Origin of the sequence: Rhodococcus sp. B50 (assembly GCF_013602415.1) — a bacterium.
Taxonomy (GTDB): domain Bacteria; phylum Actinomycetota; class Actinomycetes; order Mycobacteriales; family Mycobacteriaceae; genus Rhodococcus.
Genome location: NZ_WPAG02000002.1, coordinates 5,113,407 through 5,125,888 on the forward strand (window position 1 = coordinate 5,113,407; position 12,482 = coordinate 5,125,888).

Sequence of the window (12,482 nt, forward strand, 5' to 3'; positions counted from 1 at the left end):
CTGGTTGCTCGAACGGTCTACGGTTGGTAAAGCGGAAGTAATAGACAAAACGGACGGATGTCCGACTTCGGAAATCGCCTCCGAGCTCGTGGTCCGGGCGGCCGGTTAACCTGGACTGGTGAACGACGAACGCCGGAACGAACCCTCGGATACCCCCTCGCAGCGCACGCCACACCCTCGTGGTGAGGGCGCCACGGCCGCCGGCCGTCAGACAGGAACCGGGTCCCTGATCCGGGACGTCGCGTTGTACTCGGTGGCCCGACTCGCCCTCGTAGTCGCGCTCACTCTGCTCATTCTCTACGTTCCGCGTGCGTTCGGGGTGGAAATCCCCTTCCTCGTCGCTGCCCTGTTCGCCGTGCTCATCGCGCTGCCCGTCTCGCTCGTGCTGTTCTCCTCGCTGCGACGTCGTGTCAACGAGGGCATCGCCGCGGTCGACGAGCGTCGGCGTACCGATCGAGCCGATCTCGAGAAGCGCATGCGCGGCGAGAACGGGCGGTGACCGCGACCGGCGTGGTCGTCGACCGCAGCGCATCCCGGGACTGGGTGGACGACGCGGTCCGGCTCATCGAGGCCGACGCCCAGCGCAGCGCCGACACCCACCTGCTCCGCTACCCGCTCCCGGCCGACCGGGGCGTCGATCTGTATCTCAAGGACGAGTCGACGCACATCACGGGCAGTCTCAAGCACCGTCTGGCGCGTTCGCTGTTCCTCTACGCCCTGTGCAACGGCTGGATCCGTGAGGGAACTCCGATCATCGAGGCGTCGTCCGGTTCCACGGCGGTGAGCGAGGCGTACTTCGCGCGACTTCTCGGCCTCGACTTCGTGGCGGTCGTGCCGCGTCGCACGTCGCCGGCGAAGGTCGCGCTCATCGAGGCCCAGGGCGGCCGCTGCCACTACATCGATCGGCCGCCGGAGATCTACACCGAGGCGCAGCGACTCGCCGACGAACTCGGCGGATGCTTCATGGACCAGTTCACGAACGCCGAGCGGGTCACCGACTGGCGCGGCAACAACAACATCGCCGAGAGCATCTACTCGCAGATGCGTCTCGAGCGCCATCCCGTGCCGGAGTGGATCGTCGTCGGCGCCGGGACCGGCGGCACGAGCGCGACCCTCGGTCGATACATCCGCTACCGCCGGCATCGGACGCGACTGGCCGTCGTCGACCCGGAGAACTCGGCGTTCTTCGGCGGATACGAAACGGGATCGGCCGACTACACCACCGGTCTGCCCTCGCGCATCGAAGGGATCGGGCGGCCGCGCGTCGAGCCGTCCTTCGTGCCCGAGGTCGTCGATCGGATGGTGCGGGTGCCCGATGCGGCGTCGATCGCCGCCATGCGGCACGCGAGTGCCGCGCTGGGGCGTCGCGTGGGCGGCTCGACCGGCACGAACCTGTGGGGAGCTTTCGGCCTGATCGCCGAGATGCTTGTCCAGGGTCGCGAGGGCAGCGTCGTGACGTTGCTGTGCGACGGCGGTGAGCGCTACGCCGACACCTACTTCTCCGACGAGTGGGTCGCCGCCGAGGGGATGGATCTCGCCGAGCCGCTCGCGGTGTTGGAGAAGTTCGCGGCCACCGGTCGTTGGGCCCCGTAGAGCTCCTCGACCTGCGCACATTCCGGTTTGTCAATTTTCGTTGACGCGGCCATGTTGTCAACCTATATTGACAACATGAGTGAAGCCACCACCCTCGCCGCTGCCGCCGCGAGCTCCGATCCGACAGTGGGCCTGCGCGCCGTGCGTGCCCTGCGTCGGCTGCTGGAACGGCTCGAGGAGGTCCAGGTGGCGAATGCCCGCGAGCGGGGCTGGTCCTGGCAGGCCATCGCCGACGAACTCGGGGTCAGCCGACAGGCGGTACACCAGAAACACAACCGGAAGCGCAGGTGATCGACATGTTCGAACGATTCGCCGACGGTGCCAGATCCGGCGTCGTGGCAGCGCAGCAAGAGGCCATCCGCGTGCACGCCCCTCGTATCGAGGCGTCACATCTTCTGATCGGGGTCGCCGTCGCCGCGGACGAACCACTCCGGGTCCTGCTCGCGGAGGCGGGCCTGACGGTCGACGGCCTGCGTTCCGCACGCGCGGCCCGTACCGCCGACTCGCCGCTGGGGGACGAGGACGCCGCGGCGCTCGAAGCGATCGGGATCGATCTCGACGAGGTCCGCACCCGTCTCGAGGCCGCCTTCGGTGAGGGAGTGCTCGATCGGCGAAGCGCCGACCGCCGGGGCTTCGCGAACCGCCTCGGCCACATCCCCTTCGACCGGGCCGCGAGGAAGTCGCTCGAACTCGCGCTGCGGGAGGCGATCGCACGCCACGAACGTGTCATCCGCCCCGAGCATCTCCTGCTCGGTCTGCTGCGCAGCGACGATCCGTCGACGACCGCTCTCGTCGAATCGCGGATCCCCCGCGACGAGCTACGGCAGCTCCTGACGACACACCTCGACGCCGCCGCCTGACACCGCCGTCCGGACGGTGCTACCGGCCGGCCTGCGCCGGAACGACGGCGAGCGGGCGCGCGGTGACGAGCGGGACGACCGTCGCCGCGACGAGCATGAGCGTGCCGATCGCGATCACCGCGAACGGCCACCACTGACGATCGGCGGTGGGGACCACCGCATCTGCCTGCGTATCCGTGGCACCGCCCGGTGCGGTGCGCGGTAGTGCTTCCGTCGCCGACCGGACGTTGTCCGCGATGCCGCCGACGACATCGGCCACCGGGCCGACACCGTCGACGAGCTGTCCCGTGCCGTCCGTGAGCGCCCGCCCACCGTCGTCGAGGAGGACGAGACCGTCGCGGAGCTGCCGCGACCCCTCGGCCGCCTGCGCCATACCCGCGACGAACTGGGCGTTCGGATCGGTGAGTTCGTAGGCGAGCTGCTGGGCGCCGTCGCGCAACTGCCCGAGCTGGTCGAGGGTGTCCGGTCCGAGGCCCTGCGTGTCCAGGGTCTCGACGAGTCCGCGCAGCTGTGCGGCCGCGTTCTGCGAGACCGGATCCGGTGAGGCGCCGAGCGTGGTGGCGACGGCGGTGAGCCGAGCGGTCACGTCGCCCTGCATCTCACCGAAACCGGAGAGGCGGCCGACGACCTCGTCGACGCCACCGCTGACCTGACGAGCACCGTCGCCGAGCATGTCGACACCGCCGTCGAGCTGCCCGAGGCCGTCGGCGAGCTGCTCTCCGCCGTCGCGTGCCTGCCGGAGGCCGTCCGAGAGCTGCCGGGCACCGTCGTCGAGCTGGGTGCTGCCCTCCGTCAGCTGCCCGACCCCACCGTCGAGCACCGACAACGGCAGTCCGGCCCGCTGCAGATTGCTCCGGGCCTCGTCGATGCCGCCCTCCGGCGGAGCCGGTTGTTCCGCAGCGGTTGCGACCGCCGGCTCGGGGCGGTCGATCCAGGCGAACACCGAACCCGTGCCCACGAGGAGCAGTCCGGCCAGGGCGAAGAACAGGGGGAGAAGACGTGAACGCACGCTCGACGACGCTACCGAGCGTCGCTGAGAGACCCCTGAGGGGGAGGGGTGGCCCCATGCGCGCCCGATTCGCCCGTTCCGGGACCGCCCACCGTATGCCACAGTGGCACCATGATTTCTCTGATACTGCGGTTGATCATCAACGCGGTCGGACTGTGGCTCGCGGTCGAGCTCGTCGACGGAATCGATTACACCGATCCCGCGGGCACATCCGACACGACGCGCAAGATCGTCACCCTCGTCGTCCTCGCACTCATCTTCACGATCGTCAACGCACTCGTGAAACCGCTGGTGAAGTTGCTGTCGCTGCCGCTGGTGATCCTCACCCTCGGATTGTTCCTGCTGGTCGTCAACGCGCTGATGCTACTGCTCACCGCATGGCTGAGCGGATTCACCGAGTACGGGCTCACGATCGACGGTTTCTGGGCGGCACTGTGGGGCGGCGTGATCATCGCGATCGTCAACTTCGTCCTCGGGCTGGTCGTGCCCGACCGCGACTGATCCCCGACCGCCGCGCTCGCGTCATGGTCAGCCGAAGGCCAGCGCGGGCGCGGTGGCCACCGCCCACACGAGCATCGCGACGCCCGAATCGCTCAACGCCGGGATCAGCGCGAGTCCGAGGGCACCGGCCCGGACCGGCTTGTGCGCGCGGATCGCGAAGGGTGCCGCGAGGAAGCCGGCGAGGGCCCAGGGTGTCGCTGCGACCAGCACGATCGACATCACGAACGGCACGACGACGAGTACGAGGTGCAGCGTGCGGGTCCTCGGGTCGCCGAGCTTGACCGCGAGGGTCCGCTTGCCGGTCTCCGCGTCGGTCGCGATGTCACGGAGATTGTTCGTCACCAGCACGGCCGTCGAGATCGAACCGATGGCGATCGCGCATGCCAGACCCACCCCGTCGATGCGACCGGCCTGGACGAACTGCGTGCCCAACACCGCGACGAGCCCGAAGAAGACGAAGACGCCGATCTCCCCGAAGCCGCTGTAGCCGTAAGGGTTCTTCCCGCCGGTGTAGTACCAGGCACCGGCGATGCAGACCGCGCCGACGAGCACGAGCCACCACGCCGTGGTGAGAGCGAGGGCGAGTCCCGCGACCGCGGCGATACCGAAGCACACGAACGCCGCGCGCTTGACGGCGCCGGGGCTCGCTGCGCCCGAGCCGACCAGCCGCATCGGGCCGACCCGTTCGTCGTCGGTGCCGCGGATGCCGTCGGAGTAGTCGTTGGCGAAGTTCACGCCGATGATCAGTCCGAGCGCGACGATCAGTGCCAGCAGCGCCTTCCACCACACGGCCTCGCCGAGCCACGCCGCAGCGCCCGTGCCTGCCAGGACGGGTGCTATCGCGTTGGGGAGGGTGCGCGGACGAGCGCCTTCGAGCCATTGACCAGCGGTTGCCATGGGTCGATCTTCGCACCCGGGCCGGTTCGGCGAGTCGCGCGCACCGGTCAGGAGAAGCGGGACACCAGGGCGCGGCGATCCACCTTGCCCGGTCCGCGCAGGGGCAGCGCGTCGACGACCTGCAGCTCACGTGGCGCGGCGGTCGCGTCCAGCGTCGCCGTGACATGGTCGCGAAGTTCCGCGAGCGTCGGTGTGGCGCCGGCGACGGGCACGACGACGGCCGCGACGCGCTGACCGAGCCGGGTGTCCGGCAGACCCACCACCGCGACCTCCCGTACGGCGGGATGCTCGACGAGCACGGCCTCGACCACCTGCGGGACCACCGTGAGCCCCCCGGTCGAGATGGCCTCGTCGAGGCGTCCGAGGATGCGCAGGACCCCGTTCTCGAATGTGCCCGCGTCGTCGGTGCGGAACCAGCCGGGTTCCGCGAAGGCCGGATGATCGGGCAGATTCCGGTAGCCCGAGGCGAGGGTCGTGCCGCCGAGCCACACGCGTGAGTCGGCGTCGACCCGCACCTGTACCCCGTCGAGGGGCGCGCCGTCGTAGACGCAGCCGCCGCAGGTCTCGCTCATGCCGTAGGTGCGGACGACGGTGATCCCGGCTGCGCGGGCGCGTTCGAGGACCGGCACGGGAGTCGCGGCACCGCCCAGCAGGATCGCGTCGAGCCGGGCGAGTGCCGCAGTCGCGTCGGGATGGTCGAGAGTCTTGATCAGTTGGGTGGGGACCATCGAGCTGTATCGGCGAGGGCCCGGCATGGCGTCCACCGCCGCCGGCAGATCCCCGGGATCGAAACCGGCGGACACGTCGACGACGACGGGGTCGGTTCCTGCGAGGAGACTGCGCAGCAAGACCTGCATGCCCGCGATGTGATGGGCGGGCAGCGCCAGCAGCCACGAGCCCGTTCCGCCCAGCCGGGCGTGGGTGGCGTCACCGCTCGCACGCAGCGCGTCCGCGGACAGCAGGGCGCCTTTCGGGGTCCCGGTCGTACCGGAGGTCGCGACCACCAGGCCCACGCCGTCCGCGACGGGTTCACCCGGGTGCAGCGCATCGATGAGCCGGACCGTCTCCCGTTCGTCCCCGGCGGGGACGGGAAGCAGTGCCGGCCCGTCACCGTCGAGCATCCGCCGCAGATCGGGCAGCACGGAGCGGACGGCGGACCCGGCAGGGACGGGAAGGAGATCGAGGGTGGTCACAGATCGTATTGTGTCGTGTCCCATCCGCCCGCTTCGAGCTGGCGGCGGACGCGGTCCACGTCGTCGGATGACGGCATGTTGTTGGTGATCTTGCTGATCAGGACCGCGATGTCGATGCGGTTGATCGAGAGGTCACCGTCCTCGATCAGCGTGTCCGCGACCTGGGCGACCTCCTCGTCGGACAGGCGCCGCGCGAGCAGTGCGAACAGGGGTACGTAGTCCTGTTCCGGTACCCCCTCGGGATAACCGGCGCGGAGCCACTCGACGATGGAAGCGAGAAACGGCGGGAGGGCCACCCGTCACCCCGATCAGAAGATGTCGATGCCGAACGTTCCGGCGAGGAAGTCGGAGGCGAGCAGGAGGATTCCTGCCAGGACTGCACAGGCCACGACGGCGAAGCACAGCACGGCCGCGGTCTTGGCCGCTGGATTCGGGGTGCCGTCGCTGTCGCGACCGGTGTCGAGCGCGCGGACGCCCAGCGCGAAGAGGGAGGGCAGGCCCGCGCCGAGGAGCAGGCCCACGAGAACGACCTGCCACAACGAGTCGAGTGTGTGCGTCAGCAGGTTCACGAGCGTCCTTCCCCGGCGACCGTTTCGGAAGCATCCGGCGTCGGGGCGAGCGAGTCGTCCCAATCTGCGGTGACGTTGGAGGCGTCGATGGGCTGCCGGCGCGAGCGGAGCCACATGAACAGGGCCAGACCACACAGGATGGCGAAGACCACAAGAACACCGGACATCCCGCCGATCACGTGGGCGATCGCCCAGCAGATCGCTCCGACGACCGCGGCGCACGGCAGGGTGATCAGCCACGCGACGACCATCCGCCGCGCCACCGACCAGCGCACCTCGGCACCCTTGGTGCCCAGGCCCGTACCCAGGATCGACCCCGTGGCGACGTGCGTGGTCGACAGCGGCAGACCGAAATGGCTCGAGGTGAGGATGATGGCGGCCGACGACGACTCGGCGGCCAGACCTTGCGGCGGGGCGATCTCCACGAGGCCCTTGCCCAGGGTGCGGATGATGCGCCAGCCGCCGAGGTAGGTGCCCAGCGCGATCGCGACGGCGCACGCGACCTTCACCCAGAACGGCATCTCGGTGTCGGCGGTGATGCTCCCGTGGGCCACGAGGGCCAGGAAGATCACGCCCATGGTCTTCTGCGCGTCGTTGGTGCCGTGGGCGAGCGACATCAGGGATGCGGTGCCGATCTGTCCCATCCGGAAGCCGCGGTCGCGATGCTCGGTGGCGACGGGGCGGGTCAGGCGGTGCATCGACCAGATGCCCACCGTGGACACCAGCGCCGCGATGACGGGCGCGAGCACCGCGGGAAGCAGGACCTTGCCCAGCACTCCGTCCCACACCACGCCCTGGACGCCGATCGACGCGAGCGCCGCGCCGACGAGACCACCGAACAGGGCGTGCGACGAACTGGACGGCAGGCCGAACAGCCAGGTCGCGATGTTCCAGAGGATCGCTCCGACCAGGCCGGCGAAGACGATGAGCAACAAGTCGGTACCGCCGACGGTGTCGAGGTTGACGACACCCTTCGCGACGGTCGCGGCGACTTCCACGGACAGGAAGGCGCCGACGAGGTTGAGGGTCGCGGACAAAGTGACCGCGGTTTTCGGTTTGAGGGCGCCGGTGGCGATGGATGTCGCCATGGCATTGCCGGTGTCGTGGAAGCCGTTGGTGAAATCGAATGCGAGGGCAGTGACGACCACCACCAGGAGCACGACGAACTCTGCGGTCACGTCTGTCGATTGTGGGGTAGCCGGCAGGTGAATGTACAGCGACGGCAGTGTGAATTCTGTGTCTCGCTCCGAGGCCTCCAGGGTTCTTCGGACTCCGACCATGCGCGGAGTCGAGAGCAGACCCCACGGCTTGTGTGCAAGATCACCGGCGGTGCCGGACTGTCCTCGGACGCTGCCGGGTGCCTCTCTTCTTCACCGGAGGTCGCGGCGCAGCGGATGGTCGTCGGGAATGTGAACCAGGACGATCGGAATTCCGTCGGGATCCGCGAGCCACAGCTCGTGCAGACCCCACGGCTCCTGCTTCGCGCCTCGGACGATGCGCACACCTTTGCGCGCGAGTTCGGCCTCCGCGTCGTAGACGTCGCGCACCTGAAGCCACAGGGCACCGTGGAAGACCTCGTCGGTGTCGTCGGGCCGGCCGTGCGCGGCGATCTCGATGAGCGACTGCCCTGCGAAGAAGACCGTTCCGCCGGGGTACTCCCGTGCGACGGCCAGTCCGAGCGTCGAACCGTAGAACTCGAGGGCGGCCTCGTAATCGCGCGGGCGGAGGATCGTACGGCTGCCGAGAATCTCCACGTCACTGCTCCTCGGCCGGGCAGGCCTCGTGATGACGGCGGCCGTGCGTGCGCCGCGACTCCTTCATCTCGGCCTCGAACAAGTGACGCCGGCCCTGCACGAGTTCGTCGCGCACCTGCTTCTCGAAGTTCCGGAAATCCGACCAGTAGCCGTCGTCGAACTCCTCCACGAGCTGGAAGGTCCAGCGCCCCTCGGCGATGTTGCGTCCGATGATCTCGGTGCCGAGCCGCTCGGCGATGTCGTCGTGCCCGGCCTCACGCAACAGTTCCTCGGCGTCTCCGGTGAGCAGATCGGCGCGACCCATGAGCTGATGGAAGGCATAGAGATGGCCTCGCGCCTGCTCGACGGTCTCGAGGGCCTCGGACAACTTGCCGGTCGCTTTCACGGTGGCATCGGAGACGCCTTCCGGGCGGATGTGGGCGGTTCGCGGACTCTGGCGGTCGGTCATGACCCACAGTGTGCCCGAGAGCACACAGTTCGAACGTAACTGGACATATGTGTTTGACGAAGCTTCCGGTGGGACATTACTGACGGCAACGGTGCCCATGACAGCGCCGGCCTGCCACAGCGGGTCCGTCGCAGCCGCAACCCGTGGCTGCGCGGCACCGCCGACATCGAGTGAGGAGAACTGCCATGGCGACCGACTACGACGCTCCCCGCACCACCGACATTCTGGGCGGCGGTGGCACTGCCCTGGACGAGCTGGACCTGAAGCCCACCGTGGCCGCCGACACCGACGAAGGCGAGATCCTCGAGACCCTCGATCTGCCCGGCGCCGACCTGTCGGCGCTGTCGGCGGAAGAGCTCTCGGTGCAGGTCCTGCCGAAGCAGTCGGACGAGTTCACCTGCATGAGCTGCTTCCTCGTCCAGCACCACAGCCGTCGCGCCACGGGCGACGGCGAGCAGGCCTTCTGCCGCGATTGCGTCTGACGAGCACCCTCCTCGCGCGGTGAACCGGGCTGTGCCCCTGCTACAGCAGGGGCGAGGCCCGGTTCACCGCGTCCGGATCAGTAATAGTGGGGATACGGCGACCAATCGGGATCGCGCTTCTCGAGGAAGGCATCGCGACCCTCGATCGCCTCGTCCGTCATGTACGCCAGACGTGTGGCTTCGCCCGCGAACAACTGCTGGCCGACGAGACCGTCGTCCTGAAGGTTGAAGGCGTACTTGAGCATGCGCTGGGCCTGCGGCGACTTGCCGTTGATCTTCTGCGCCCATTCCAGCGCAACGTTCTCGAGTTCGTCGTGGTCGACGACCTTGTTGACCGCACCCATGTGGTGCATCTCCTCGGCCGTGTAGGTATCGCCGAGGAAGAAGATCTCGCGCGCGAACTTCTGGCCGACCATCTTGGCGAGGTACGCGCTGCCGTAGCCGCCGTCGAAGCTGCCCACGTCGGCGTCGGTCTGCTTGAAGCGGGCGTGCTCGCGGGAGGCGAGAGTCAGATCGCACGTGACGTGCAGGCTGTGTCCGCCACCGGCGGCCCAGCCGTTGACCAGGGCGATGACGACCTTCGGCATGAAGCGGATCAGTCGCTGGACCTCGAGGATGTGCAGGCGGCCGGCGCGGGCCTTGTCGACGGTGTCGGCCGTCTCGCCGCTCGCGTACTGATAGCCGCTGCGGCCGCGGATCCGCTGGTCGCCGCCGGAGCAGAACGCCCATCCGCCGTCCTTCGGGCTCGGACCGTTGCCCGTGAGCAGCACGACGCCGACGTCGGAGGTGGTCCGCGCGTGGTCGAGTGTGCGATAGAGCTCGTCCACCGTGTGCGGACGGAAGGCGTTGCGCACCTCGGGACGATCGAACGCGACGCGGACGGTGCCCTGCGTGACGTGTCGGTGATAAGTGATGTCGGTGAGGTTCTCGAACCCGGGTACCGGGCGCCACAATTCTGGATCGAAGGTCACCTCGTCACCATAAAGGGCCGGGCACCGCCTCGCCGCGAGCCGTGGCCCGATAACGTGCACAGACATGAGCGAGCCGACCGACCCCCGCGACGACTACGAGCACCACGGCGGTTTCCCGGTCTACGAACCGGTGAAGGCCGGGCCGAACTACGGTCGCTTCGTCGAAGCGCTGCGGCGGTTGCAGGATCTCGCGGTGTCCACCCACGCACCCGACGAAGTGATCGACCGCGCGATCGAACAGGCCGAGGCACTCGGTGATCTGCTCGACCCCTATCGCGTTCCGGAAGGCAAGTCACCGGCCGGCTTCAATCCCGACCTGCCCGGCCGCGGCAGCCTGCTGATGCCGCCCTGGCGGATCGAGAAGTTCGACGAGGAGGCGGTCCGCGAGCGTGGTGTCTTCCGGCTCTATCACCGCGGCGGCAACGGAGCGGCGCACGGCGGAACCCTGCCCCTGTTGTTCGACGACCTGTTCGGCATGGTCGTCCACGCCTCGGGGCATCCCATCGCGCGCACCGGCTATCTCCGCATCAACTACCGCAAGATCACGCCGCTCGAGACCGAACTCGTCGTCGAGGGCAGGGTCGAGCGCGTCGAGGGCCGCAAGATCTTCTGTGCGGCCGAACTGCGCGAAACGGACGGCACACTTCTCGCCGACTGCGAAGCCCTGATGATCCAGCTGCTCCCGGGCCAGCCGTGACCTCTCGGCGCCTCCCGTCCGCCGACGAACTGCTCGACGGAGCGGTCGTCGTCTCGATGCCCATGCGCGTCCGGTTCCGCGGCATCACCCGACGCGAGGTGCTGCTGCTGCGCGGACCCGCCGGCTGGGGGGAGTTCGGGCCGTTTCCGGAATACGGCGACGACGAGGCGGCGCATTGGCTGCAGTCGGCGATCGAATCCGCCTGGCAGGGCCACCCGGCCCCGCGACGTTCCCGGATCGCCGTGAACGCGACCGTGCCCGCCGTCGGCCCGGAACGTGTACCCGAAGTGCTCGCCCGGTTCCCCGGCGCATGCACCGCGAAGGTGAAGGTCGCCGAGCCGGGCCAGGATCTCGCGCAGGACCTCGCCCGCGTCCGGGCGGTGCGCGACCAGGTGCCGAATGTGCGGGTCGACGCCAACGGTGGCTGGAGCGTGGACGAGGCCGTCCGCGCTCTCACGGCGCTCACCGCCGATGCACCGCTCGAATACGCCGAGCAGCCGTGCGCGAGCGTGCCCGAACTCGTCGAGGTGCGCCGGCGACTGCCGGGGGTCCGCATCGCGGCGGACGAGAGCATCCGCCGCGCCGAGGATCCCTTGCGCGTCGTGCGGGCCGGGGGAGCGGACGTCGCCGTCGTGAAGGTCGCACCGCTCGGCGGGGTCCGGCGACTGGTCGCACTCGCCGACGAACTCGCCGGTCACGGCGTCGAGGTGGTCGTCTCGAGCGCCCTCGACTCCGCGGTGGGCATCGCCACCGGTCTCGCCGCGGCAGCGGCCCTGCCCGAGCTCCCGTACGCCTGCGGACTCGGCACGGGAGGCTTCTTCGAAGCCGATGTCGCCCCCGCTCTGCACATGTCCGAGGGCGCGCTCGACGTCGTCGCCGTCGCGCCCGAACCGGACATGCTCGATGCGCTGCGAGCCGATCCCGACCGCGTGGAGTGGTGGTGCGAACGGCTGCGGCGGTGCCGTACGGTGCTCGCCGGACGCGGACTGTGATGAGGCGGAATCGTCGTATATCGTTCCCCGCGTCCCAACGGTCACAAGTGTCACATCTACGGAGGCAGTGAAAGTGGTTGCAGCTCTGGGCGATGCCCTCCTCGGCGCCGACAAGTTCCCGGCGGTCAAGGCAGACGTCGAAGCCCTGATCGATGCTGAGGTGTCGGACAAGAAGGGTGCGTCCGGTCTCGCCCTCAAGGGTGGCTACGCAGCAGTGAAGAAGGTCGGCCCGGGCATCGTGCCGGGTGCCGTCGAAGGTCTGCTGCCCGAATTCGTCGAGAAGCTCCAGCCGTTCTGGGTGGAGTACGCAGGCAACGGTTCGTTCTCGGACTTCCTGGTCGCCCGCGGCGAGGTCGTCGCCGACGCGCTCCTCGGGGTCACCGACGAGCGCATCGCCGGAACGTCGAAGGCCGGCGTCAAGAAGGTCTACGACTCGCTGCGCCCCTCGGCCAAGAAGCACGTCGTCGAGGCGCTGCCGCGTCTGGGTGATCTCATCCAGAAGCACGCCGGCTGACC

18 protein-coding genes are annotated in these 12,482 nt (G+C 68.9%); 9 read left to right on the forward strand and 9 right to left on the reverse strand.

Annotated features, from left to right (window positions below; genetic code table 11):
* Positions 1-115 precede the first annotated feature (115 nt).
* The 4 genes from GON09_RS23835 (at position 116) to GON09_RS23850 (ending at position 2,453) form a co-directional block, all read left to right on the forward strand.
* Positions 116-499, forward strand: a complete 384-nt coding sequence (locus tag GON09_RS23835; protein WP_213934620.1) for a DUF4229 domain-containing protein — start codon at positions 116-118, stop codon at positions 497-499.
* Positions 496-1,593: a PLP-dependent cysteine synthase family protein gene (locus GON09_RS23840; protein ID WP_213934068.1), complete on the forward strand. Its 1,098-nt coding sequence runs from the start codon at positions 496-498 to the stop codon at positions 1,591-1,593. Before GON09_RS23835 ends, GON09_RS23840 begins: the two co-directional genes overlap by 4 nt.
* 75 nt (positions 1,594-1,668) lie before the next feature.
* A complete protein-coding gene (locus tag GON09_RS23845) occupies positions 1,669-1,884 on the forward strand; it encodes a helix-turn-helix domain-containing protein (RefSeq protein ID WP_213934070.1) in 216 nt (71 codons plus the stop codon).
* A gap of 5 nt (positions 1,885-1,889) precedes the next feature.
* The gene (locus GON09_RS23850; protein ID WP_213934071.1) at positions 1,890-2,453 is read left to right on the forward strand and encodes a Clp protease N-terminal domain-containing protein; all 564 of its coding nucleotides are present in this window, start codon (positions 1,890-1,892) and stop codon (positions 2,451-2,453) included.
* A gap of 19 nt (positions 2,454-2,472) precedes the next feature.
* On the opposite strand, the gene GON09_RS23855 is transcribed toward GON09_RS23850, so the two are convergent.
* Positions 2,473-3,462: a hypothetical protein gene (locus tag GON09_RS23855; protein WP_307854485.1), complete on the reverse strand. Its 990-nt coding sequence runs from the start codon at positions 3,460-3,462 to the stop codon at positions 2,473-2,475.
* 111 nt (positions 3,463-3,573) lie between these two features.
* On the opposite strand from GON09_RS23855, the gene GON09_RS23860 reads away from it, so the two are divergent.
* Positions 3,574-3,963 carry a phage holin family protein gene (locus tag GON09_RS23860; RefSeq protein ID WP_213934072.1) on the forward strand — a complete coding sequence of 130 codons (390 nt, stop codon included), beginning with the start codon at positions 3,574-3,576 and terminating at the stop codon, positions 3,961-3,963.
* A gap of 27 nt (positions 3,964-3,990) precedes the next feature.
* On the opposite strand, the gene GON09_RS23865 is transcribed toward GON09_RS23860, so the two are convergent.
* From GON09_RS23865 to GON09_RS23895, 7 genes are all read right to left on the reverse strand, one after another.
* The gene (locus GON09_RS23865; protein ID WP_213934073.1) at positions 3,991-4,860 is read right to left on the reverse strand and encodes a 1,4-dihydroxy-2-naphthoate polyprenyltransferase; all 870 of its coding nucleotides are present in this window, start codon (positions 4,858-4,860) and stop codon (positions 3,991-3,993) included.
* 47 nt (positions 4,861-4,907) lie between these two features.
* Positions 4,908-6,077, reverse strand: coding sequence for an o-succinylbenzoate--CoA ligase (gene menE / locus GON09_RS23870; RefSeq protein WP_374195366.1), 1,170 nt, complete (start codon positions 6,075-6,077; stop codon positions 4,908-4,910).
* The gene (locus tag GON09_RS23875; RefSeq protein WP_213934075.1) at positions 6,050-6,349 is read right to left on the reverse strand and encodes a DUF3349 domain-containing protein; all 300 of its coding nucleotides are present in this window, start codon (positions 6,347-6,349) and stop codon (positions 6,050-6,052) included. The genes menE and GON09_RS23875 overlap by 28 nt, the downstream gene beginning before the upstream one ends.
* A 12-nt stretch (positions 6,350-6,361) precedes the next feature.
* Complete coding sequence (locus tag GON09_RS23880; protein WP_213934076.1) at positions 6,362-6,622, reverse strand: hypothetical protein; 261 nt, start codon at positions 6,620-6,622, stop codon at positions 6,362-6,364.
* On the reverse strand, positions 6,619-7,800 hold the full coding sequence (locus GON09_RS23885) for an inorganic phosphate transporter (protein ID WP_213934077.1): 1,182 nt from the start codon (positions 7,798-7,800) through the stop codon (positions 6,619-6,621). The genes GON09_RS23880 and GON09_RS23885 overlap by 4 nt, the downstream gene beginning before the upstream one ends.
* 192 nt (positions 7,801-7,992) lie before the next feature.
* Positions 7,993-8,376 carry a VOC family protein gene (locus GON09_RS23890; protein ID WP_213934078.1) on the reverse strand — a complete coding sequence of 128 codons (384 nt, stop codon included), beginning with the start codon at positions 8,374-8,376 and terminating at the stop codon, positions 7,993-7,995.
* Between the two features lies 1 nt (position 8,377).
* The gene (locus GON09_RS23895; RefSeq protein ID WP_244865626.1) at positions 8,378-8,824 is read right to left on the reverse strand and encodes a hypothetical protein; all 447 of its coding nucleotides are present in this window, start codon (positions 8,822-8,824) and stop codon (positions 8,378-8,380) included.
* Positions 8,825-9,009: 185 nt separating this feature from the next.
* Between GON09_RS23895 and GON09_RS23900 the strand changes: the two genes are divergently transcribed.
* On the forward strand, positions 9,010-9,306 hold the full coding sequence (locus GON09_RS23900; RefSeq protein WP_213934080.1) for a DUF4193 domain-containing protein: 297 nt from the start codon (positions 9,010-9,012) through the stop codon (positions 9,304-9,306).
* A 77-nt stretch (positions 9,307-9,383) separates the two neighbouring features.
* Here GON09_RS23900 and GON09_RS23905 read toward each other — a convergent pair whose 3' ends face one another.
* A complete protein-coding gene (locus GON09_RS23905) occupies positions 9,384-10,277 on the reverse strand; it encodes a 1,4-dihydroxy-2-naphthoyl-CoA synthase (protein ID WP_059383325.1) in 894 nt (297 codons plus the stop codon).
* A 64-nt stretch (positions 10,278-10,341) separates the two neighbouring features.
* Here GON09_RS23905 and GON09_RS23910 point away from each other — a divergent pair, with 64 nt between their 5' ends.
* The 3 genes from GON09_RS23910 to GON09_RS23920 all read left to right on the forward strand — a co-directional run bounded on the left by GON09_RS23910 (position 10,342) and on the right by GON09_RS23920 (position 12,480).
* Complete coding sequence (locus GON09_RS23910; protein WP_213934082.1) at positions 10,342-10,974, forward strand: PaaI family thioesterase; 633 nt, start codon at positions 10,342-10,344, stop codon at positions 10,972-10,974.
* Positions 10,971-11,966, forward strand: coding sequence for an o-succinylbenzoate synthase (locus GON09_RS23915; RefSeq protein ID WP_213934083.1), 996 nt, complete (start codon positions 10,971-10,973; stop codon positions 11,964-11,966). The genes GON09_RS23910 and GON09_RS23915 overlap by 4 nt, the downstream gene beginning before the upstream one ends.
* 73 nt (positions 11,967-12,039) lie before the next feature.
* On the forward strand, positions 12,040-12,480 hold the full coding sequence (locus GON09_RS23920; RefSeq protein ID WP_213934622.1) for a DUF6918 family protein: 441 nt from the start codon (positions 12,040-12,042) through the stop codon (positions 12,478-12,480).
* The last annotated feature ends 2 nt before the right edge of the window (positions 12,481-12,482 follow it).